Origin of the sequence: Sulfitobacter mediterraneus (genome assembly GCF_003054325.1) — a bacterium.
GTDB lineage: Bacteria > Pseudomonadota > Alphaproteobacteria > Rhodobacterales > Rhodobacteraceae > Sulfitobacter > Sulfitobacter mediterraneus.
Genome location: NZ_QBKU01000007.1, coordinates 126,233 through 146,872, shown reverse-complemented (window position 1 = coordinate 146,872; position 20,640 = coordinate 126,233). Strand labels below are relative to the sequence as shown.

Here is a 20,640-nt window from a genome sequence, read left to right as displayed (position 1 = left end):
ATTTGACGTGTATTGGCAAGTCGGCTTGGATTTTGCTCCGATTGATCCTGATCTGGACATTCTACCACCAATGCGCCATCATATGCCCCATGAAAACCTTGCATCAAAAACCATGCGTCCCCTGTGCGGCGCGAATTACCATCCCGGCCTGATTTGCCGGGCCGGGTCGGTTCCTGATTTTGATGTTTCAACGCGCAAGCTGCGCTACCACAAGGTTTTTCTCACCATGACACATATACCAACGCTGCACATGCTTTGCGGCAAGATCGCCGCTGGCAAATCCACATTGGCCCGGCAACTTGGCCAAAAGCCCGGCACCGTTTTGATCTCGGAGGATGAATGGCTGGCCACGCTTTTCTCGGACCAGCTGGACACGTTAGACGACTTTGCGAGATGCAGCAGGCGCCTGCGCGGCATCATGGGGCCACATGTGGCAGGCCTGTTGAAAACGGGCGTGTCCGTTGTGCTGGATTTTCAAGCCAACACTGTTCGGAGCCGCAGTTGGATGAAAGGCATCGCTGAGGCTGCGGGCACGGCCTATGTCCTGCATGTATTGGACCGGTCTGATGCTGAGTGCCTTGAGAGCCTGCGCAAACGCAATGCGCAGGGCGATCATGCCTTCGCGGTGACCGAAGACCAGTTTCACCAGTTTTCAGCGTTGTTTGAGCCGCCCCAGCCGGAAGAAGGGTTTGAGATAATGGTGCATTAGGCCGGACGCGCGGATCAAACCTGATCTCAAATGGGTGGGACAGCCCTTGAAGCCGGGCTATGGCCATGAAGCTAAAGCTGGCTCCGCTCGTGAAAGATAAACCCCAGAAAATTCAGCAGGATCTGCGCTGCAAGGATCGTGGTGCTGCCCGATTGGTCGTAATCCGGCGCCACCTCGACCAGATCAATGCCAACGATTTCATGCCTCTGCGCCGCAGCCTGAAGCAGCTCCAGCACCTCGTAGTACAAGAACCCGCCATGGGACGGCGTGCCCGTACCCGGCGCGATAGAGGGGCAGAAAGCGTCAATATCAATGGTCACATAAAGCCGTGCGCCCGCTGGCACATGACCCAGCACCCCGCGCGGCCCCAACTCGCGGGCCTGCCGGACCGAGATGATATCGGACCCCATGGCACGGGCATCGTCATAGCCCTCTTTCGAGGTTGAGCTGACATTGCGAATGCCCACTTGGGTCAGGCCCGTCACATAGTCCTTTTCGGCGGCGCGCCGCATCGGATTGCCATGACCATGCCGCACCCCGTGGCGCACATCGACAAAGTCCAGATGCGCGTCGATTTGCAGGATGTGGATGTCGCCCTGATCATCAAAGGCGCGGATGCAGGGGATGTTGACCGAATGATCACCGCCAATGACCACGGGCAGGGCGCCTGCCGCCAATATCGCCCGCACCCCGATCTCGATATTGCGGTGGCTGGCCTCTGTATCGGTGTGCACAATATCTGCATCACCAATATCGACGATGTTCACGTCTCCGGGCAGATAGGTCACGTCATCCTCATGGTCATAAGCCCCGGCATGGCCAAAGCTGAACAGGGTCGAGGCCTCGCGCACCCCGCGCGGGCCAAACCGCGCCCCGGACCGCCATTGCGTGCCCGCATCAAAGGGCGCGCCCAGCACCGCCACATCTGCATCCAGCGCATCCCAATCTGGCTCATAGGGGCGCTTGCCAAAGGTCGAAATCCCCACAAACGGCAGGTTCAACCTGCCTGCATCGTATCCATGATCTGCCATAATGCCCCCTTTGCCCGGATCATTGACCAGCCCGCCCCACCACGCAAGCATCTTGCACGCGACCAAGGGCGCGATTGCCCCTTTCCAATTGTAGCCATCCGTGAAATAGCAAACCGCCAAATGAACCCATGACCCGAGGTGTATGATGGAGATTCGTGAGGCCCTGACCTTTGATGATGTGCTGCTTGTTCCGGGGGCGTCCTCCGTTCTGCCTTCCACGGCGGATACGCGCACATTTGTGACCAAATCCATTGCGTTGAACATTCCGCTGCTCAGCTCTGCGATGGACACCGTGACCGAAAGCCGGATGGCGATTGCCATGGCACAGGCCGGCGGTATGGGCGTGTTGCACCGCAATCTGGACATTGAACAACAAGCCCGCGAAGTGCGCCGGGTCAAACGGTTCGAAAGCGGGATTGTCTACAATCCCATCACGCTCACGGCCAATCAAACGCTGGCCGATGCCAAAGCCTTGCAAGAACGCTACAACGTCACCGGTTTTCCGGTGGTCGATGACACGGGCCGGGTTGTCGGGATCGTGACCAACCGCGACATGCGTTTTGCCTCCGATGACAAAACCCCGGTCAGCGTGATGATGTCCACGGACAACCTCGCCATTCTGCACGAACCAGCAGACCGCGAAGAAGCCATAAGCCTGATGAAATCGCGCCGCATCGAAAAGCTGTTGGTGACGGACAAGGGTGGCAAGCTCACAGGTCTGCTGACGTTGAAAGACACCGAACAGGCAGTGCTGAACCCAACCGCCTGCAAAGACAATCTGGGCCGTCTGCGCGTGGCGGCAGCCACCACCGTAGGCGATGCCGGTTTTGAGCGTTCCCAAGCGCTGGTTGAGGCGGGCGTTGATATGATCGTGATCGACACCGCTCATGGCCATTCCGAAGGGGTGGCCCATGCGGTGACCCGCGCCAAAGCGTTGAGCAATGAGGTGCAGGTGGTTGCGGGCAACGTGGCCACCGGCGCGGCAACACGGGCGCTGATCGATGCGGGCGCGGATGCGATCAAGGTTGGTATCGGGCCCGGATCAATCTGTACCACACGGATGGTCGCTGGTGTGGGCGTGCCGCAGTTGACCGCGATTATGGATTGCGCCGCAGCCGCAGGCGACATTCCGGTAATTGCTGATGGCGGCATCAAATTCTCTGGCGATTTTGCCAAGGCGATTGCGGCGGGCGCATCCTGCGCCATGGTCGGCTCCATGATCGCAGGCACGGACGAAAGCCCCGGTGAGGTGATCCTGTATCAAGGGCGCAGTTTCAAAAGCTATCGCGGCATGGGATCGCTGGGCGCAATGGCGCGTGGCTCGGCGGATCGCTATTTTCAGAAGGACGCCGCCAGCGACAAACTGGTGCCCGAAGGCATCGAAGGGCAGGTGCCCTACAAAGGCAGCGCGAATGCGGTTGTACACCAATTGGTCGGCGGCTTGCGGGCCGCGATGGGTTACACCGGATGCGCGACCGTGGCCGAGATGCGCAAAGACTGCAGCTTTGTGCGGATCACCGGCGCTGGTCTCAAAGAAAGCCATGTGCATGACGTTCAGATCACCCGCGAAAGCCCGAACTATCGGATTGGGTAATTGAATATGATCAGTATGTTACAGGCGCATCTTGAAGTGAACCCTGCACCATGACTCCGGGTGCGCGGGTCGCCGCAGCGATCGAAATTCTGGGCGATATGTCTGATGGTTTGGCGGCTGAACAAGCGCTGACCCGCTGGGCCCGGCGCAGCCGCTTTGCCGGCTCCAAAGACCGCGCCGCGATCCGCGATCATGTCTTTGACGTGCTGCGCTGCCGGCGCACGGCGGCGCACTATGGCCAGGGGGATACCCCACGGGCCTTGATGATCGGCCTGCTTCATCAGCAAGACGCGGATCTGGATGGGTTGTTTTCTGGCGATGGCCACGCGCCCGCGCCACTAACCGGGCAAGAGCGCCAGTTTCCTATGCCCCCGGCGGATCAGGCAGTGGCTTGGAACCTGCCCGATTGGCTGATCCCTGCGTTTGAGGCATCGCTGGGTGAGGCCGCAAACGGAGTGGCGATCGCCCTGCAAGACCGCGCACCGGTGTTCCTGCGGGTCAATACGCTCAAAACCGACCGCGATCAGGCGCAGGCATCCTTGCAGGCCGAAGGCGTTGAAACCAAACACAATCCTTTGTGTGACACCGCATTGACCGTCACCGAAGGCGCACGCAAGATCCGCAATTCCAACGCTTATTTGCAAGGCCATGTGGAGTTGCAAGACGCCGCCAGTCAGGCGGTAGTCGCGGCATTGCCCAAAGGTGGCCGGGTGCTTGATTATTGCGCAGGCGGCGGCGGCAAGGCGCTGGCGCTCGCAGAAGATCCGGATCGCAAGGTTTTTGCCCATGACATCGACCCACGCCGCATGGCCGATCTTCCGGGCCGCGCAGATCGTGCGGGCGCACAGATCACGTCATTGAGCACCGAACAGACCGCTCAATTCGAAAAGTTTGATATCGTGCTGTGTGACGCACCTTGTTCCGGCTCCGGCGCATGGCGGCGGGCGGCGGAAGGCAAATGGACATTGACGCCAGATCAACTGGCGACATTGAACCAAACGCAGGATGATATTCTGGACAAAGCTGCAACACTGATCGCCGCAGGCGGGGTTCTGGCCTATGCAACCTGTTCAGTGCTGCGGGACGAAAACGAAGACCGCGTTGAGGCGTTTTTGGCACGACATCCCGGCTGGTCCATGACCTATTCCCACCGCTTTGACCTTGGTCCAAACGGCGATGGTTTTTTCACGGCACACTTGACGCAAGATTGATTGACGCGCTATGCAACTTAAGGATGCATAATGGCCGTTGGTTAATCGTAGCTTAACTCTTCGTGCCCCTAATGCGAGCTGAACTCGTTTTGGGGGCTGGCTTGAAAAGCGAAAAACCACAGTTGGATCCTGCGACGCCGCTGCCTTCGGCCGGGCGGATTCGAATGTTTGTTGTGCTGTCCATTCTATTCGGGGTTCTGGCCGTCATCGCGCCGCATCGGCTTGCCACCCTGGCCCTGATCACCGTTGCCGCCACCTTGTTTGCCTTTGCTTGCCTGCGCACCCTGCGCACGGCCCACCGGGTGAGAAAGGATGTCAGCAAGGTCAATATCGTGGCCGATTTCATCGCAAATGACACTGTAGCCAGCTTGGTCACTACGCGGGACGGCCTTGTCACGCTGCAAAACCCGGCCGCCACCCGACTGTTTCAGGGGGCCGAAAAAACCACGCTTGCCTCAATGCTTTCAGGCACATTCGCCAGCCCCCAAGCGATTTTGTACCGCCTGCAATCACGCGCCACTGTCACGGGCACCGCTCATGAGGACATCGCCACCAAAACCGGCCATATGCGCATCGGCGTTCATGACATCGGGCAGGGCGGGTTGGTCTGGCGAATTGATCAGGTGCCCGAACGTGCGCCCCCGCGACCACCCCAAGAAGGGCAACAATTACCGATGGTTATGGTGGGGCGCTCGGACGCGATCCTGTTTATGAACGATGCGGCCCGGCGGCTGGTTGGCGGGCGTGCGAAATCGCTTGATCGCATGTTCACCAAACTGCCTTTACTGCCCGGCACACAGGCCGAAATCACCACATCAGACGGGCCGCAAAACGCCCTTATTGCAGAGGTCCAGGCGGGTGCGGGACGCCGGGCGATCTATTTGTTGCCGCCGCCTGATGTGCTGGAAACCGGTGAGCAGGGGTGGCAAGCCTTTCACGATTTGCCGGTTCCGATGATCAAGGTCGCGCCGGATGGTTCGGTGCAATCCTTCAATAGAATGGCCAAAACGCTGATCGGTGTGAACCTATCGGAAGCTGCGCATCTTTCTGACCTGATGGAGGGGCTTGGCCGCTCCATCACGGACTGGTTGAATGACACCTTGGCGGGCCGCAAAGTGCAAAAATCAGAGTTTTTGCGCCTGCGCCGCACCGACAAAGAGGTGTTTGTTCAGGTTGTGCTGAACCCGATCAACGAGGATGGCAATCCCGCCCTGATCGCGGTGATGCATGACGCGACCGAGCTGAAATCGCTTGAGGCGAAATTTGTGCAAAGCCAGAAAATGCAGGCGATTGGCCAACTTGCAGGCGGCGTTGCGCATGATTTCAACAACCTGCTGACCGCGATCTCGGGCCATTGTGACCTGCTGCTGCTGCGCCATGATCAAGGGGACAGTGACTATGGCGATCTTGTTCAGATCAGCCAGAATGCCAATCGCGCCGCCGCTCTTGTCGGGCAATTGCTGGCCTTCTCGCGCAAACAAACCCTGCGCCCCGAAACCCTGGATATGCGTGACACTCTGGCCGATTTGACACATCTGTTGAACCGTCTGGTCGGGGAAAAGGTCACGCTCACACTCAGCCATGATCCGGTTTTGCAACCCATACGCGCTGACAAAAGGCAACTGGAACAGGTGCTTATGAACCTTGTTGTCAACGCCCGCGACGCCATGCCCGAGGGCGGCGAAATTCGGATTGTCACTGAATGTATCTCCCTCAAAGAACCGCTTTTGCGTGATCAGGTGTCAGTGCCGCCCGGAAAATATGTCACCGTCAAAGTCATCGACGAAGGATCGGGGATCGCGCCTGACAAACGCGACAAGGTGTTTCAACCGTTTTTCACAACCAAACGCACAGGGGAGGGGACGGGTCTTGGTCTTTCCACGGCTTACGGCATCGTCAAGCAATCGGGCGGCTTCATCTTTGTCGATTCCATCGTCGGAAAAGGCACAACCTTCGCACTCTACTTCCCCGTTCTGGATCTGCCCGCCACAGCACAGCCCGCCGCTGCAGCCAAATCACTACCGCCGCGGGCCCAGACCGAAGACGGCGTTATCCTGCTGGTCGAGGACGAAGCGCCGGTGCGGGCCTTTGCCAGCCGCGCCTTGCGCCTGCGCGGCTATACCGTGCTCGAAGCCGATTGCGCAGAGGCCGCGCTCAAAACCCTCGAAGATTCCAGTCTGTCCATAGATGTGTTTGTCACGGACGTGGTGATGCCCGGTATGGACGGGCCCAGCTGGGTGCGCGAAGCGTTGAAAGTGCGCCCGGACGTGCGGGTGGTATTTGTGTCAGGCTATGCCGAGGACAGCCTTGCCGAAGCGCAGACCAAAATCCCCAACTCCGTGTTCCTGCCCAAACCTTTTTCGCTCAGCGAATTGACCGATACGGTGGGACAGCAACTGCACTAAGCCTAAGGGTGGCTGTTCAGGCAATCGAATCGTACAAGACAAACTCTTCGGCGCATTTGCGGCGCAGGCGGACCTCAATAGATTGCGACAGCTCCAACTCCATCGGCGGCGAGACATTGAGCTGTTGCAAATCAAATGTCACTTCAAGCCGTTGCTCAAGGAATTCTCGTAGGCGCTGGGGATCCTCATAGCGGAACAAATGGCTGATGCCCGTGCCATTTGGCTGTGATTTCAGAAAGTTAGCCTGACTTCCCACATCCGCAAACCCCGGTTTGTTGCCCTTGAGATAAGCCAGAACAAAATCATCAAAGCTAATGCCCGCGGTGCTGTTTGGCTTGCCCGCCATGAAAGGCCGCTGGCGATAACGATACCAACTGCCCAGCCACGACACCGGCTCTCGCATGACCGCCATCAGCTCAAGCTCAACCCCGCAAACCTTGTCAAACATCGGTCTAAAAAACCGATTGTAGCGATAAACCGGGGCATGTTTTAGCATCGGCGGGTCGGAAACCACCATATCAGCCCGATCCGACAAGGCCGCCTGATAGGCCGTGGTCCCGGTTTTGGGAACGGACAGGAACGCCAGACGTTCTTTAACAAAAACAAGCACTTTCGGCGCCCCTGTTTCCAAATCAATCTATTCTTCAACATCTAAACTACTCCTTAACCAAAGCTGGAAAAAGATAGCAAAGCAAAGAATTTGATTGAAATGTTCTCTTTTTGGTCTCATATGGAACATTAGAAGAACAAAACAGGATGGCCGGTCAGCGATTGCGGCAGGCAGGCCACTATGACACTAAGGGGCTAGGCAAATGGCAACGGCAGATCTTTTGACAATGGACACGAAAAAATCAGCGGAAAAGCAAAAGGCACTCGACAGTGCCTTGGCACAGATTGAGCGGCAATTTGGCAAAGGCTCGATCATGAAACTGGGTGCCGAAGGCGCCATTCAGGACATAAAAGCCAGCTCGACAGGCTCGCTTGGTCTGGACATCGCGCTTGGCATTGGCGGTCTGCCGATGGGGCGGATCATTGAAATTTACGGACCGGAAAGCTCAGGCAAAACCACGCTGACTTTGCATTGTGTAGCTGAACAGCAAAAATCCGGCGGCGTTTGCGCTTTTGTGGATGCAGAACACGCGCTCGATCCGCAATACGCCCGCAAGCTGGGTGTGGACATCGACGAGTTGCTGATTTCGCAGCCCGACACCGGCGAACAGGCGCTTGAGATCACCGATACGCTGGTGCGCTCAGGTGCGGTGAACATGGTTGTGGTGGATTCGGTTGCCGCCCTGACACCAAAATCCGAACTTGAAGGTGACATGGGCGACAGCTCTGTGGGTGTTCAGGCCCGGCTGATGAGCCAAGCGATGCGTAAACTGACCGGCTCCATCTCGCGCTCCAACTGCATGGTGATCTTCATCAACCAGATCCGCATGAAGATCGGCGTGATGTTCGGCTCGCCCGAAACCACCACCGGCGGCAACGCGCTGAAGTTCTATTCCTCCGTCCGTCTGGATATCCGCCGCATCGGCGCATTGAAGGACCGCGACGAGGTTGTTGGCAACGCCACCCGCGTTAAGGTCGTGAAAAACAAGGTCGCGCCACCGTTCAAACAGGTCGAATTTGACATCATGTATGGCGAAGGCATCTCCAAAATGGGCGAGCTGCTGGATCTGGGCGTCAAAGCGGGCGTGGTCGATAAATCCGGCTCGTGGTTCTCTTACGGGGATGAACGCATCGGGCAGGGGCGCGAAAACGCCAAGACCTTCCTCAAGGAAAACGAAGCGATGGCACATGAGATCGAGGACAAAATCCGCGCCGCACATGGGCTGGATTTTGAAGGCTCCGAAAACGACGATATCCTCGAAGCCTGAGGCAAAGCGCGGGCCAGACCGCACATACAGTTTAACAAGAAGGGCGCGCCGCTTGGCTGCGCCCTTTTTTCATGGGCCGCCCTGTGGACAGCCCCCCGTTGCGCGGCTATTTGAAAAGGAAGATTTTTGCCCCGGAAGGCCAGACCCATGAAGACGTTGAACGAGATCCGCTCCACCTTTTTGTCCTATTTCGGCAAGCAGGGCCACGCGATTGAGGCATCCGGCCCGCTGGTGCCGCGCAATGACCCAACATTGATGTTTGCAAACTCCGGCATGGTGCAGTTCAAGAACCTCTTTACCGGCGTTGAAACCCGCGATTATGTCCGCGCCACCACAGCGCAGAAATGTGTACGGGCCGGGGGCAAGCACAACGATCTGGACAATGTCGGCTACACCGCCCGCCATCACACCTTCTTTGAGATGCTCGGCAATTTCAGCTTTGGCGATTATTTCAAGGCCGAGGCGATTGCCTTTGCCTGGGAATTGCTGACCAAGGAATTTGGCATCGACGCCTCGCGCCTGTTGGTAACGGTCTATCACACCGATGACGAAGCTGCCGAAATCTGGAAGAAAGTCGCGGGCCTGCCCGATGACCGGATTATTCGCATCGCAACAGATGACAATTTCTGGCGCATGGGGCCAACCGGCCCGTGCGGCCCCTGCACTGAGATCTTTTATGATCACGGCGATCACATCCCCGGCGGTCCTCCCGGCACCCCCGAAGAAGACGGCGACCGGTTTATCGAGATCTGGAACATCGTTTTCATGCAGAACGAACAGTTCGAAGACGGCACGATGAAACCGCTGGCGATGCAATCCATCGACACAGGTATGGGGCTGGAACGTATCGGGGCCCTGCTGCAAGGTCAGCACGACAACTACGAAACCGACACCATGCGCGCCTTGATTGAGGCCAGCGGCAACGCGCTGCACATGGATCCATTCACCAGCGGCAACGTGCATCATCGTGTGATCGCCGATCACCTGCGCTCGACATCTTTCCTGATCGCTGACGGGGTCATGCCCTCCAACGACGGGCGCGGCTATGTTCTGCGCCGTATCATGCGCCGCGCGATGCGTCATGCGCATTTGCTGGGTGCAAAAGATCCGCTGATGCATCAACTGGTTCCTGCGCTGGTCAGCCAGATGGGTTCTGCCTATCCAGAGCTTGGACAGGCGCAGTCGCTGATCACAGAAACTTTGATGCTCGAAGAAACCCGCTTCAAACAGACGCTTGAGCGGGGCCTGAAACTGCTCGAAGATGAGGTGAGCACGCTGGAGGATGGCGCCGCCTTGCCAGGCGCTGCGGCGTTCAAGCTTTATGACACATACGGCTTCCCGCTTGACCTGACCCAGGATGCCCTGCGCGAACAGGGCCGGTCGGTGGACACAGACGGGTTTGACAGCGCCATGGCCGAACAAAAGGCCAAGGCCCGCGCAGCATGGTCCGGTTCGGGCGAAGCGGCAGATGCCACGGTTTGGTTCGATGTGGCAGACAAACAAGGCACCACAGATTTCCTCGGCTATGACACCGAAACCGCCGAAGGCCAGATCGCAGCCATTGTTCAGGGCAGCGATTTGACCGCGAAAGCAGGCAAAGGTGACAGCGTCCAGATTGCACTGAACCAGTCACCGTTCTACGCAGAGTCCGGCGGTCAGGTGGGTGACAGCGGCACAATCCGCACCGAAACGGGCCGGGTAGAGATCACCGATACCCGCAAAACCGCTGGAGTTTTCTCCCATATAGGCAAGGTGTTGGAAGGCGAAGTTGAAGTTGGTCAAGCCGCCGTGCTTGAGGTGGATCACAGCCGCCGGACTGCGATCCGCGCCAACCACTCCGCCACGCACCTGCTGCATGAGGCCCTGCGCGGCGCGTTGGGTGATCATGTCTCACAGCGCGGCTCGCTCAATGCCGCGGATCGGCTGCGCTTTGACTTCTCCCACGCCAAGGCGCTCAGCTCTGACGAGCTGTCGGGCGTGGAACGGGAGGTTAACGATTACATCCGCCAAAACACCCCCGTCGAGACCCGTATCATGACCCCGGACGATGCCCGAGGCCTTGGGGCGCAGGCGCTTTTTGGGGAAAAATACGGCGATGAAGTGCGCGTTGTCTCCATGGGCCGGCAAGACGGCTCTGGCAAGGGCACCGACAAATCCACCTATTCGCTAGAGCTATGCGGCGGCACCCATGTCCGCCAAACCGGTGACATCGGTGCGTTTGTACTGCTCGGCGACAGCGCCAGCAGCGCCGGCGTGCGCCGCATCGAAGCCCTGACCGGAGCCGAGGCCTTGAACTGGCTGCGCGATCAACAGGCGGCGCTGTCCCGCGTTGCCGAAACCCTGAAAACCGCAACCACAGATGTGCCGGACCGGGTCCGCGCCCTGATGGATGAACGCAAGGCCCTGTCCAATGAGGTGGCGCAACTGCGCCGTGAATTGGCCATGTCCGGTGGTGGCAGTGCAGCGCCAGACGTGCGCGAGGTGAACGGCGTCAAATTCATCGCCCAAGTGCTCAGCGGCGTCACCGGCAAGGATCTTCCGGCGCTGGTCGATGAACACAAGGCGCAACTTGGATCGGGGGCTGTCCTGCTGATCGCCGATGCGGGTGGCAAGGCGGCCGTGGCCGCAGGCGTCACCGATGATCTCAAGGTCAATCTGTCAGCGGTCGATCTGGTCAAGGCAGCAGTGGCCGAACTGGGCGGCAAGGGCGGCGGCGGCCGTCCCGATATGGCGCAGGGCGGCGGCAAAAGTGCCGACAACGCAGAGGCGGCGATCGCGGCTGCTGAAAACACAATAAAAGGATAAGACCGATGGGCGCACTTTGGATTGCACATGTCACCGTCACTGACGAAGAGGCATACAAAAAATACGCGGCAGGCGCGACCGTCGCCATTGCTGCGCACGGGGGCGAATTCATCGCCCGCGGTGGCCGCTTTGTTCAACTTGAGGGAAAGGAACGGCCTCGCAATGTCGTGGCGCGTTTTCCCGACGTGGAAACCGCAGAAAAATGTTACCACTCAGAGGCTTACCAGGCCGCACTGAACTATGCCCGCGGCGCATCCGAGCGCGAGCTGATGATTATCGAGACCAGCGAATAACACCAGTCTCCAACCTTTTTGGCCCTAAATACTCCGGGGGGTGCGGGGGGCTGGCCCCCCGCTGCGGTCCGGTCGCCTCAGGCGACCAGAAACTAATTTAGCCCGCTTTTGCCATGCGCTTGCGCTCATGGGGATCCAGGTAACGCTTGCGCAGACGGATCGCATTGGGCGTCACTTCTACCAGTTCATCATCATCGATATAGGCAATCGCCTCTTCCAGCGACAGGATCTTTGGCGTGGTCAAACGCACCGCTTCATCGGTGCCGGAGGCCCGCACGTTGGTCAGTTTCTTACCCTTCAGCGGGTTCACTTCCAGATCGTTCTCACGCGAATGTTCGCCAATGATCATGCCGGTGTAGACGTCCGCCTGTGCACCAATCATCATCTTGCCGCGCTCTTCGAGGTTCCAGAGGGCAAAGGCCACCGAAGTGCCGTTCTCCATGGAAATCAGAACACCTGCACGGCGGCCCGGGATTGTGCCCTTGTGCGGCGCCCATTCGTGGAACACCCGGTTGATCACACCTGTGCCGCGCGTGTCGGTGAGGAATTCACCGTGATAACCGATCAAACCACGCGAAGGCACATGGGCCACGATGCGGGTTTTGCCAGCACCGGCGGGTTTCATCTCGACCAGTTCACCTTTGCGCACACCGGTGATCTTTTCGATCACCGCGCCGGAATATTCGTCATCCACGTCGATGGTGGCTTCTTCAATTGGCTCGTGGCGGACGCCGTCGATCTCTTGAAACAGAACTTGCGGGCGAGAGATTGACAGCTCGAACCCTTCGCGGCGCATGTTTTCGATCAGAACGCCCATCTGCAATTCGCCGCGCCCCGCGACCTCAAAGGCATCGCCGCCCGGGGTGTCGCTGATCTTGATCGCAACGTTTGATTCCGCTTCCTTAAGCAGACGCTCGCGGATCACACGCGACTGCACCTTCTTGCCGTCACGGCCCGCCAGCGGGCTGTCGTTGATGCCAAAGGTCACGGTGATGGTCGGCGGGTCAATCGGCTGTGCCGGGATTGCCTCGCTGACGGATTGATCGGCCAGCGTATCGGCCACGGTCGCCTTGGTCATGCCCGCGATAGAGACAATGTCGCCCGCTTCGGCCACATCAATTGCCGTTTGATCCAGGCCGCGAAACGCGAGAATTTTTGTGCAACGGAAGTTTTCAATCAAAGAGCCATCACGCGACATCGCCTTGATGGTTTGGCCAGCTTTCAACGTGCCGGTTTCAACCCGGCCCGTCAGCAAACGCCCCAGAAACGGATCACCGCCCAGCGTCGTCGCCAGCATCGTGAATGGCTTGTCTGTTTCGCTGATCTGCTTGGGCGCAGGCACGTGATCAAGGATCAGCTGGAACAGATCGTCCAGACCGTCACGTTTGCCATCAAGCTCATGGTCGGCCCAACCAGCACGGCCAGAGGCGTACATCGTAGGGAAATCCAGCTGCTCGTCTGTCGCATCAAGATTTGCAAACAGATCAAAACATTCATCCAACGCCCGGTCCGGCTCGCCGTCCGGCTTGTCGACCTTGTTGATCACAACAATTGGTCGCAGGCCCAGCTTGAGCGCTTTTGAGGTCACGAATTTTGTTTGTGGCATCGGCCCTTCAGCCGCATCCACCAACAGCACAACACCGTCCACCATCGACAGGATCCGCTCAACCTCGCCGCCAAAGTCGGCGTGGCCGGGGGTGTCCACGATGTTGATACGCGTACCTTTCCATTCCACCGAAGTCGGCTTGGCAAAGATCGTGATCCCGCGTTCGCGCTCCAGATCGTTGCTGTCCATGGCCCGTTCAGTGGTGGCCTGGTTTTCACGATAAGTACCGGATTGTTTCAGAAGCTCGTCCACCAGCGTGGTTTTGCCGTGGTCAACGTGAGCGATGATTGCGATATTGCGCAGGTCCATGGGATCAGCCTTTGTGTCAAAGTTGCTGCCCCCTAACGTGCAGGCGAGACAAAGGCCAGCACAAAAGCGGATCACCCGGCGGGCTATTGCCCGCTGTCATCCTCATGCCGCAACGTCAAAGCGCAACGGGCCGTTCGCAACGCCCCCCGGTGGCCGGCCCGTCCAGCGCGGTTCAGTGGGTCTGACTGCCGGAAAACAGATGGATTACAACGATGCCAGAGATGATCAGGCCAAGCCCCAGAACCGCAGGCAGGTCCAGCTTTTGGCCAAACAGGACAAATCCGATCCCCGCGATCAGGACAATCCCCAACCCCGACCAGATCGCATAGACAATGCCCACCGGCATGACCTTAAGCGCAAGCGCCATGAAATAGAACGAAGCGCCATAAAACAGCACAACCGCCACCGAGGGCCAGAACCGGGTGAATTGCTGCGAAGCCTGAAGCGCGGTCGTGCCAAGGGTTTCGGTGACAATGGCGATGAACAGCCAAATATAGTGGACAGGCATCTCAGATCCTTCTCAAGACGGGGAGTTCAGTGGTTTCCTTGATCTCTTCCATGACAAAACTGGCCGAGACATCCGATAGCGGCACCTTACGGATCAGCGCCTGATAAAGCCGGTCATAATCCGCCATATCCGCCACACGGGCCCGGATCAGATAATCCAGATCGCCAGTCATCCGGTAAACGCCCAGAATTTCCGGCATGCCCATTGTTGCTTTGGAAAACGCATTCAGCCAATCGGGCGCATGGGCATTGGTGCGGATCTGCATAAACACCGTCAGTCCGAGATTGAGCTGAACCGGGTCCAGCAGTGTCACCCGCGACCGGATCAGCCCACTGTCTTCCATGGCTTTGATCCGCCGCCAGCAGGCATTGCGCGACAGGCCAACAACCTCGCCAAGCGATTCCAGTGATTTGCCCGCATCGCGTTGCAATTCGGCAAGTATCCGGCGGTCGATGTCATCAATTGATCCCATAAATCCGACTATCACGGGAAAATTTCACATGATCAAGAAAATTGGCGCAGTCTTTGGGAAAAATGCACAAGGCGCTGCGGCTACATTGGGGAAACTCAAATTCAACGCGGAGCCCCCTCATGATCGCACGTCTTTTCCTCGACCATCCGGCCAAAGTGGATGAAACCTTTTTTGAACATATGCTCTTTGCGTTGAAATTCTCCGGTCTGCTGTTTGCGGCGGCAGGGGCTGCGCTGATCCATGCCTTTGTACCAGCGTTGTGCGAAAAGACCGCAAGCGGCATCATCAAAACGCTCTATGAGCGCACCTGCAACCGGGGCTGATCTTTATGTGCAGATGGGCGGCGTGGCAGGGCAAGCCATTGTTCCTCAGCGAAATTCTGACCGCCCCGGATCATTCCTTGATCCAGCAGTCGCGCGAGGCCAGCAAATGCAAAACCGCGATCAACGCGGATGGCTTTGGGCTGGCGTGGTATGACCAACACCCCAATCCTGGCCTATACCGCGATGTCTATCCGGCCTGGTCGGACGCCAACCTGAAATCGCTGGCCGAACAGGTGCGGGCGCGTCTGTTTCTGGCACATGTGCGGGCCTCGACCGGCACAGCGACCAGCCGCAACAATTGTCATCCGTTTGTGCAGGGCAAATGGTCCTTTATGCACAACGGGCAGGTCGGCGGTTTTGACAGCTTCCGCAAAGACGCCGACATGATGATCCCGAATGCGCTTTATGCAAATCGTAAAGGCGCAACTGACAGTGAGGCGTTGTTTCTCGTGGCCAGCGGCATGGGTCTGGACCGCGACCCCAAAGCCGCCATGCAAGCCGCCGTTGGCGCGTTTGAGGCCCGTTCCGTGCAATCAGGGCAGGGGCCGCACATGCGCATGGCCGCCGGTTTTTCGGACGGTGAAACGCTCTACGCGCTGCGCTATGCCTCTGACGATCTGGCGCCGTCGATGTTTTATCAATGGAATGAGGACTGGCAGGGCTGGTCCGTGGTGTCAGAACCCTATGACACGGCCCTTGGCAATTGGATCGAAGTGCCCAAGGGCAGCTTTTGCAGGTTCACCGCGACAGAGGTCGAGATTGAACCCTTTGCGCCAACTTTCATGCAGGCAAAAGAACCGGGGCTGCTCGCGGTTTAATAAAAAAGGGCCGCATCGCTGCGGCCCTTCCAGATTTACCCGGCCAATGCCTTGCTGAGATTTTCGTCGATTTTCTCAAGGAAACCCATGGTGGTCAGCCACCCTTGATCCGGGCCTACCAGCAGGGCGAGATCTTTGGTCATCTGGCCGCTTTCCACCGTATCCACGACCACCCGTTCCAGTGTTTCGGCAAAGTTGGTGAGCGCCTCATTGTTATCCAGCTTGCCACGGTGCTTGAGCCCGCCGGTCCAAGCGTAGATCGACGCGATGGAGTTGGTGGAGGTCTCTTCGCCTTTTTGGTGCTGGCGATAATGGCGCGTCACAGTGCCATGCGCCGCCTCGGCCTCGACAATCTTGCCATCTGGGGTCATCAGTTGCGAGGCCATCAAACCAAGCGAACCGAAACCCTGCGCAACCGTGTCGGATTGCACGTCACCATCATAGTTTTTGCAGGCCCAGACAAAGCCGCCGTTCCACTTCATCGCGCAGGCGACCATGTCGTCGATCAGGCGATGTTCATAGGTGATGCCCTTTTCCTTGAACTGGGCTTCAAACTCTTCTTCGTAGACCTTCTGGAACAGTTCAAGAAAGCGGCCATCGTATTGTTTCAAAATGGTATTTTTGGTGGACAGATAGACCGGCCACCCAATATTCAAACCATAGTTCAAAGAGGCCCGCGCAAAATCAATGATCGAGCTGTCGAGGTTGTACATACCCATGTAGACACCGGCGGAGGGCGCGTCATAGACCTCCTGTTCGATCACGGTGCCATCCTCACCGACAAATTTCATCGTCAGCTTGCCGGGGCCGGGGAATTTCATGTCAGAGGCGCGGTATTGATCGCCAAAGGCATGACGCCCGATGACAATCGGTTTGGTCCAGCCGGGCACAAGGCGCGGTACGTTTTTGCAGATGATTGGCTGCCGGAACACCACGCCGCCCAGAATGTTGCGGATCGTGCCATTGGGCGAGCGCCACATTTTTTTGAGGCCAAATTCCTCAACCCGCGCTTCATCCGGCGTGATGGTCGCACATTTGACGCCAACACCGTATTTTTTAATCGCTTCGGCGGCATCAATGGTGATCTGGTCTTCGGTTTCGTCGCGGGCTTGGATCCCGAGGTCATAATACTTCAGATCCACATCCAAATAGGGTGTGATCAGCTTTTTCTTGATGAAATCCCAGATGATCCGGGTCATTTCGTCACCATCAAGCTCGACGATGGGGTTTTCTACCTTAATCTTCGTCATGGATCGGTTCCTTTGGCATTGGATGTTGTTGAGGCAGGCCATAGCCCAGAATGCGGTGCAGGGGAAGTCTGTATACCTTTGTATACCGGACAATCCTCCTGATCTTGTTAATCAAATGCCCCCAAGCCAGCGACGCGGGTTATTTTTCCAAGGCGGCAAAGAACACCGCGATGCGCTGCTTTGCGTAATCCCACAGACGCGGAGCGCCAATGGCGATCTTGCTGCCGACGCGGTCGGCGATCTGGTCTTGGGTGACGTTAAACTCGGTCCAGCTGCCGCCGCCCGATTGCAGGTTCTGCATCGGAGGCTGAAACCGGTCGAGGGATTTGGCAAATTGCGCAGATGGGCTTTGCGCGGCTTCAAACTCTTCCCAGATGGCCCGCAACTCATCGCGCAGATCGTCCGGCAGCAGGCCAAAGATACGGTCTGCGGCGGCTTGTTCCAGGGCTTCCATTTGGGCAATGTCGTGGTCACCAAAGATCGGGTTGTCGCCCGCGTCGATCTCTACCAAATCGTGTAGAATCAACATCTTTATGACCAAAGTTAAATCAACGCCGGGGCCAGCCTGATCTGCCAGAACCAAGGCATAAAGGGTCAGGTGCCACGAATGTTCCGCCGAGTTTTCATAGCGCGAATTGTCGCACAATTCGGTCGCGCGGATGGTGTTCTTGAGCTTGTCCGCCTCATTAAGAAAGGCGATCTGGCGGTCCAGCCGGGACAGCCCGCCGGCGTCTTTCATGATCCGCCCGAAGCGGCGCGATGCGCCTTGAGTTTCTGCGCGAGAAACGCGCGGCCTTTGTCATTGGCCATCCGGGTGCGGATGGCGGTCAAAAACGCCTCTTCGAGGGTCTGGGAGGAGGCACCAAGCACGGTGCCCACCTCCATAAACAAGCGGTCTTCGCCAGTTTCGTTTTGCACCGCGAGGCATTCTTCCGCCAGTTTGTTGGCCATTTCGATGACAACAGGATCTGCCATCAGCGCGTGGTCTCGGTCAGGCGGCGCTTCACATAGTCGGTGGTTGAGGTGATCAACGTGTCCATATGCGGCTCTTCAAAGAAGTGGCCCGCGCCTTCGACCTCTTGGTGGGTGATGGTTATGCCCTTTTGTTCGTGCAGCTTGTTCACTAGATTGACCGTGTCAGGCGGCGGCGCAACGCGGTCAGCGGTGCCATTGATGATCAGACCCGAAGACGGGCAGGGCGCCAGAAAGCTGAAGTCATACATATTCGCAGGCGGCGCAACCGAGATAAATCCAGTGATCTCGGGCCGGCGCATCAAAAGCTGCATGCCGATCCAGGCGCCAAAGGAGAAACCAGCAACCCAGCAATGCTTGGAGTTGTTGTTCATCGATTGCAGGTAATCCAGCGCCGAGGCCGCATCAGACAATTCGCCAATGCCCTGATCATATTCACCCTGACTGCGCCCGACACCGCGGAAGTTAAACCGCAACACGGTAAAGCCCATGTTGTAGAAGGCATAATGCAGGTTATAGACCACTTTGTGGTTCATGGTTCCGCCAAACTGCGGATGCGGGTGCAGGACGATCGCAATCGGTGCGTCACGTTCTTTTTGGGGGTGGTAGCGGCCTTCGAGGCGGCCTTCTGGTCCGGGGAAAATGACCTCTGGCATGAGCGTCCCTGTCTGGATGGTTCAAAGCGTCCCGCGAATAGTTGACAAATTCGCTAAGGCTCCTTAGAACGGTTCTAATCTTGTGCCCGAGCGCTATTCACGCGGGCCAGTCTAAGCGTTTATGCATTTTCATGCGCCCGCGTCAATCAAAGCGGGTGCAATTTGGGGGGTCAGCGATGAAGCTGTCAACAAAAGGCCGCTATGCGATGGTCGCCCTTGCCGATATTGCCCTGCAACCGGAGGGGGCTTTGGTATCGCTTGGCGACATCTCCGAGCGTCAGTCGGTCTCGCTGCCCTATTTGGAACAGCTGTTTGTGAAGCTGCGCCGCGCCGAACTGGTCACTTCGGTACGTGGACCTGGAGGCGGTTACCGGCTCGCACGGCCCACATCGGAGATCCGTGTGGTGGATATACTGGCGGCTGTGGATGAAACCGTGGATGCGATGCACAAAGGCGCGGGCGCATCGGGTGGATCATCAGGCAGCCGCGCGCAGTCATTGACCAACCGTTTGTGGGAGGGCTTGAGCGCCCATGTTTACGTGTTTTTGCACCAGACCCGGTTGTCGGATGTGATTTCCAATGAATTGGTTCCCTGTCCGGCGGTCCCGAATCTTTTTGCGGTGGTGGACGAGCCATGAACCGGTGTGAAAAGGCCGCGCAAGCGCGACATGATTTTAAAGGGCATGAGGGACGCTGTCCCTCAAACTCCCTGGAGATATTTAGGGCCAAAAAGAAAACATGAGGGTCTATCTGGATCATAATGCCACAACCCCAGTGCGGGCCAAGGCAAGGGCGGCGATGATTGCGGCGATGGATGTGGTGGGCAATCCATCATCGGTGCACGCCGAGGGCCGTGCGGCGAAGGCATTGGTTGAAAAGGCGCGGGCGCAGGTGGCTGCGGCGATGGGGGCGGAAGGGGCGGATATCGTTTTTACCTCCAGCGCAACCGAGGCGGCAGCATTGGCGATGCGCGGGCGTGAGTTGGCTGGCGCCGCGATTGAGCATGACGCGGTGCGGGCTTGGCTTGGCGCGGATCTGCCGGTGAACGGGGATGGACATGTCCAGATTGCCGATCCCGCGCAATCGACCCTGCAATTGGCCAATTCCGAAACCGGTGTGCTTCAGGATCTCCCTGCGGGACTTGCGCTGAGCGACATGACACAGGCCTTTGGCAAAATTCCGGTGGATTTCATCGGCTCTGCGGTACGCATGGCTTTGATTTCGGCGCATAAACTGGGCGGACCGAAAGGTATCGGTGCATTGGTGTTGCGGCGCGGCCAAGAGGTGCCAGCACAGATCAAGGGCGGCGGGCAGGAAATGGGCCGGCGGTCCGGCACCGAGAATATCATCGGCATGGCCGGTTTTGGCGCAGCAGCGGCGGCGGCGGCGCAGGATGTGGCCAATGGCCGCTGGGAAGAAATTGCCCAATTGCGCGATATTCTGCAGCAGGCTCTTGAGGCTGGCGAAAACAAGACTATTTTTGTCGGGAAAGGCGCGGCGCGGCTTCCCAATACGCTGTGCATGATGACCCCCGGTTGGAAGGGTGAGACCCAAGTGATGCAGATGGATTTGGCCGGATTTGCGATCTCTGCCGGATCGGCCTGTTCCAGCGGCAAGGTGCGTGCAAGTGCTGTCTTGCGGGCGATGGGCTTTGATGACACTCAGGCCGCGAGCGCGATCCGCGTTTCGCTGGGTCTGGAGACGACACAAGATGACGTGCTGCGGTTTGCGGACAGCTGGACGGCGAAACTGAAAAAACACGAGCAACGGGCCGCCTGAACGGGCCTTCGGAAAGGAACAA

General features: G+C 58.1%; 20 protein-coding genes. 11 read left to right on the top strand and 9 right to left on the bottom strand.

Going from position 1 to position 20,640, the window contains the following annotated elements:
* Positions 1-25 precede the first annotated feature (25 nt).
* Positions 26-709 carry a P-loop nucleotide/nucleoside kinase family protein gene (locus C8N31_RS12910; RefSeq protein ID WP_338063682.1) on the top strand — a complete coding sequence of 228 codons (684 nt, stop codon included), beginning with the start codon at positions 26-28 and terminating at the stop codon, positions 707-709.
* A 71-nt stretch (positions 710-780) separates the two neighbouring features.
* On the opposite strand, the gene speB is transcribed toward C8N31_RS12910, so the two are convergent.
* The gene (gene speB / locus C8N31_RS12905) at positions 781-1,740 is read right to left on the bottom strand and encodes an agmatinase (protein ID WP_025046251.1); all 960 of its coding nucleotides are present in this window, start codon (positions 1,738-1,740) and stop codon (positions 781-783) included.
* Positions 1,741-1,885: 145 nt separating this feature from the next.
* Here speB and guaB point away from each other — a divergent pair, with 145 nt between their 5' ends.
* From guaB to C8N31_RS12890, 3 genes are all read left to right on the top strand, one after another.
* Complete coding sequence (gene guaB / locus C8N31_RS12900; protein ID WP_025046252.1) at positions 1,886-3,334, top strand: IMP dehydrogenase; 1,449 nt, start codon at positions 1,886-1,888, stop codon at positions 3,332-3,334.
* 50 nt (positions 3,335-3,384) lie between these two features.
* Positions 3,385-4,545, top strand: coding sequence for an RsmB/NOP family class I SAM-dependent RNA methyltransferase (locus C8N31_RS12895; protein WP_025046253.1), 1,161 nt, complete (start codon positions 3,385-3,387; stop codon positions 4,543-4,545).
* Between the two features lie 164 nt (positions 4,546-4,709).
* Positions 4,710-6,950 (top strand): ATP-binding protein, encoded by a 2,241-nt coding sequence (locus C8N31_RS12890; protein ID WP_037917390.1) that lies wholly within the window; start codon positions 4,710-4,712, stop codon positions 6,948-6,950.
* Between the two features lie 16 nt (positions 6,951-6,966).
* Here the strand turns inward: C8N31_RS12890 and C8N31_RS12885 are convergent, their stop codons facing one another.
* Positions 6,967-7,560 (bottom strand): hypothetical protein, encoded by a 594-nt coding sequence (locus C8N31_RS12885; RefSeq protein ID WP_025046255.1) that lies wholly within the window; start codon positions 7,558-7,560, stop codon positions 6,967-6,969.
* A 202-nt stretch (positions 7,561-7,762) separates the two neighbouring features.
* Between C8N31_RS12885 and recA the strand changes: the two genes are divergently transcribed.
* The 3 genes from recA (at position 7,763) to C8N31_RS12870 (ending at position 11,925) form a co-directional block, all read left to right on the top strand.
* On the top strand, positions 7,763-8,827 hold the full coding sequence (gene recA / locus C8N31_RS12880; RefSeq protein ID WP_025046256.1) for a recombinase RecA: 1,065 nt from the start codon (positions 7,763-7,765) through the stop codon (positions 8,825-8,827).
* A gap of 147 nt (positions 8,828-8,974) precedes the next feature.
* On the top strand, positions 8,975-11,632 hold the full coding sequence (alaS, locus tag C8N31_RS12875; RefSeq protein WP_025046257.1) for an alanine--tRNA ligase: 2,658 nt from the start codon (positions 8,975-8,977) through the stop codon (positions 11,630-11,632).
* Between the two features lie 5 nt (positions 11,633-11,637).
* Positions 11,638-11,925: a DUF1330 domain-containing protein gene (locus C8N31_RS12870; RefSeq protein ID WP_025046258.1), complete on the top strand. Its 288-nt coding sequence runs from the start codon at positions 11,638-11,640 to the stop codon at positions 11,923-11,925.
* 97 nt (positions 11,926-12,022) lie between these two features.
* Here the strand turns inward: C8N31_RS12870 and typA are convergent, their stop codons facing one another.
* The 3 genes from typA to C8N31_RS12855 all read right to left on the bottom strand — a co-directional run bounded on the left by typA (position 12,023) and on the right by C8N31_RS12855 (position 14,820).
* Positions 12,023-13,840, bottom strand: coding sequence for a translational GTPase TypA (typA, locus tag C8N31_RS12865; RefSeq protein WP_025046259.1), 1,818 nt, complete (start codon positions 13,838-13,840; stop codon positions 12,023-12,025).
* Positions 13,841-14,012: 172 nt separating this feature from the next.
* Positions 14,013-14,348 (bottom strand): DMT family transporter, encoded by a 336-nt coding sequence (locus tag C8N31_RS12860; protein ID WP_025046260.1) that lies wholly within the window; start codon positions 14,346-14,348, stop codon positions 14,013-14,015.
* 1 nt (position 14,349) lies between these two features.
* Positions 14,350-14,820, bottom strand: a complete 471-nt coding sequence (locus tag C8N31_RS12855; RefSeq protein WP_025046261.1) for an Lrp/AsnC family transcriptional regulator — start codon at positions 14,818-14,820, stop codon at positions 14,350-14,352.
* Positions 14,821-14,939: 119 nt separating this feature from the next.
* Here C8N31_RS12855 and C8N31_RS12850 point away from each other — a divergent pair, with 119 nt between their 5' ends.
* Both C8N31_RS12850 and C8N31_RS12845 read left to right on the top strand, forming a co-directional pair.
* Positions 14,940-15,143, top strand: a complete 204-nt coding sequence (locus tag C8N31_RS12850) for a DUF6356 family protein (RefSeq protein ID WP_025046262.1) — start codon at positions 14,940-14,942, stop codon at positions 15,141-15,143.
* A gap of 5 nt (positions 15,144-15,148) precedes the next feature.
* Positions 15,149-15,961 carry a class II glutamine amidotransferase gene (locus tag C8N31_RS12845; protein WP_025046263.1) on the top strand — a complete coding sequence of 271 codons (813 nt, stop codon included), beginning with the start codon at positions 15,149-15,151 and terminating at the stop codon, positions 15,959-15,961.
* 35 nt (positions 15,962-15,996) lie between these two features.
* Here the strand turns inward: C8N31_RS12845 and C8N31_RS12840 are convergent, their stop codons facing one another.
* The 4 genes from C8N31_RS12840 to C8N31_RS12825 form a co-directional block, all read right to left on the bottom strand.
* On the bottom strand, positions 15,997-17,211 hold the full coding sequence (locus C8N31_RS12840; protein ID WP_025046264.1) for an NADP-dependent isocitrate dehydrogenase: 1,215 nt from the start codon (positions 17,209-17,211) through the stop codon (positions 15,997-15,999).
* A 139-nt stretch (positions 17,212-17,350) separates the two neighbouring features.
* Positions 17,351-17,950 (bottom strand): HD domain-containing protein, encoded by a 600-nt coding sequence (locus C8N31_RS12835; RefSeq protein WP_025046265.1) that lies wholly within the window; start codon positions 17,948-17,950, stop codon positions 17,351-17,353.
* Positions 17,947-18,186 (bottom strand): hypothetical protein, encoded by a 240-nt coding sequence (locus C8N31_RS12830; protein WP_025046266.1) that lies wholly within the window; start codon positions 18,184-18,186, stop codon positions 17,947-17,949. The genes C8N31_RS12835 and C8N31_RS12830 overlap by 4 nt, the downstream gene beginning before the upstream one ends.
* The gene (locus C8N31_RS12825) at positions 18,186-18,839 is read right to left on the bottom strand and encodes an alpha/beta hydrolase (RefSeq protein WP_025046267.1); all 654 of its coding nucleotides are present in this window, start codon (positions 18,837-18,839) and stop codon (positions 18,186-18,188) included. The genes C8N31_RS12830 and C8N31_RS12825 overlap by 1 nt, the downstream gene beginning before the upstream one ends.
* Before the next feature lie 176 nt (positions 18,840-19,015).
* On the opposite strand from C8N31_RS12825, the gene iscR reads away from it, so the two are divergent.
* Both iscR and C8N31_RS12815 read left to right on the top strand, forming a co-directional pair.
* A complete protein-coding gene (gene iscR, locus C8N31_RS12820) occupies positions 19,016-19,477 on the top strand; it encodes a Fe-S cluster assembly transcriptional regulator IscR (protein ID WP_025046268.1) in 462 nt (153 codons plus the stop codon).
* A gap of 100 nt (positions 19,478-19,577) precedes the next feature.
* Positions 19,578-20,618, top strand: coding sequence for a cysteine desulfurase family protein (locus C8N31_RS12815; protein ID WP_025046269.1), 1,041 nt, complete (start codon positions 19,578-19,580; stop codon positions 20,616-20,618).
* Positions 20,619-20,640 lie beyond the last annotated feature (22 nt).

Excerpts from the sequence above, each read along its gene's own strand:
- alaS (WP_025046257.1), top strand. The coding sequence starts at position 8,975 with ATGAAGACGTTGAACGAGATCCGCTCCACCTTTTTGTCCTATTTCGGC.
- C8N31_RS12855 (WP_025046261.1), bottom strand. The coding sequence starts at position 14,820 with ATGGGATCAATTGATGACATCGACCGCCGGATACTTGCCGAATTGCAA.
- C8N31_RS12890 (WP_037917390.1), top strand. The coding sequence starts at position 4,710 with ATGTTTGTTGTGCTGTCCATTCTATTCGGGGTTCTGGCCGTCATCGCG.
- recA (WP_025046256.1), top strand. The coding sequence starts at position 7,763 with ATGGCAACGGCAGATCTTTTGACAATGGACACGAAAAAATCAGCGGAA.
- speB (WP_025046251.1), bottom strand. The coding sequence starts at position 1,740 with ATGGCAGATCATGGATACGATGCAGGCAGGTTGAACCTGCCGTTTGTG.
- C8N31_RS12895 (WP_025046253.1), top strand. The coding sequence starts at position 3,385 with ATGACTCCGGGTGCGCGGGTCGCCGCAGCGATCGAAATTCTGGGCGAT.
- C8N31_RS12845 (WP_025046263.1), top strand. The coding sequence starts at position 15,149 with ATGTGCAGATGGGCGGCGTGGCAGGGCAAGCCATTGTTCCTCAGCGAA.
- C8N31_RS12815 (WP_025046269.1), top strand. The coding sequence starts at position 19,578 with ATGAGGGTCTATCTGGATCATAATGCCACAACCCCAGTGCGGGCCAAG.
- C8N31_RS12850 (WP_025046262.1), top strand. The coding sequence starts at position 14,940 with ATGATCGCACGTCTTTTCCTCGACCATCCGGCCAAAGTGGATGAAACC.
- guaB (WP_025046252.1), top strand. The coding sequence starts at position 1,886 with ATGGAGATTCGTGAGGCCCTGACCTTTGATGATGTGCTGCTTGTTCCG.
- typA (WP_025046259.1), bottom strand. The coding sequence starts at position 13,840 with ATGGACCTGCGCAATATCGCAATCATCGCTCACGTTGACCACGGCAAA.
- iscR (WP_025046268.1), top strand. The coding sequence starts at position 19,016 with ATGAAGCTGTCAACAAAAGGCCGCTATGCGATGGTCGCCCTTGCCGAT.
- C8N31_RS12860 (WP_025046260.1), bottom strand. The coding sequence starts at position 14,348 with ATGCCTGTCCACTATATTTGGCTGTTCATCGCCATTGTCACCGAAACC.
- C8N31_RS12840 (WP_025046264.1), bottom strand. The coding sequence starts at position 17,211 with ATGACGAAGATTAAGGTAGAAAACCCCATCGTCGAGCTTGATGGTGAC.
- C8N31_RS12870 (WP_025046258.1), top strand. The coding sequence starts at position 11,638 with ATGGGCGCACTTTGGATTGCACATGTCACCGTCACTGACGAAGAGGCA.
- C8N31_RS12830 (WP_025046266.1), bottom strand. The coding sequence starts at position 18,186 with ATGGCAGATCCTGTTGTCATCGAAATGGCCAACAAACTGGCGGAAGAA.
- C8N31_RS12825 (WP_025046267.1), bottom strand. The coding sequence starts at position 18,839 with ATGCCAGAGGTCATTTTCCCCGGACCAGAAGGCCGCCTCGAAGGCCGC.
- C8N31_RS12835 (WP_025046265.1), bottom strand. The coding sequence starts at position 17,950 with ATGAAAGACGCCGGCGGGCTGTCCCGGCTGGACCGCCAGATCGCCTTT.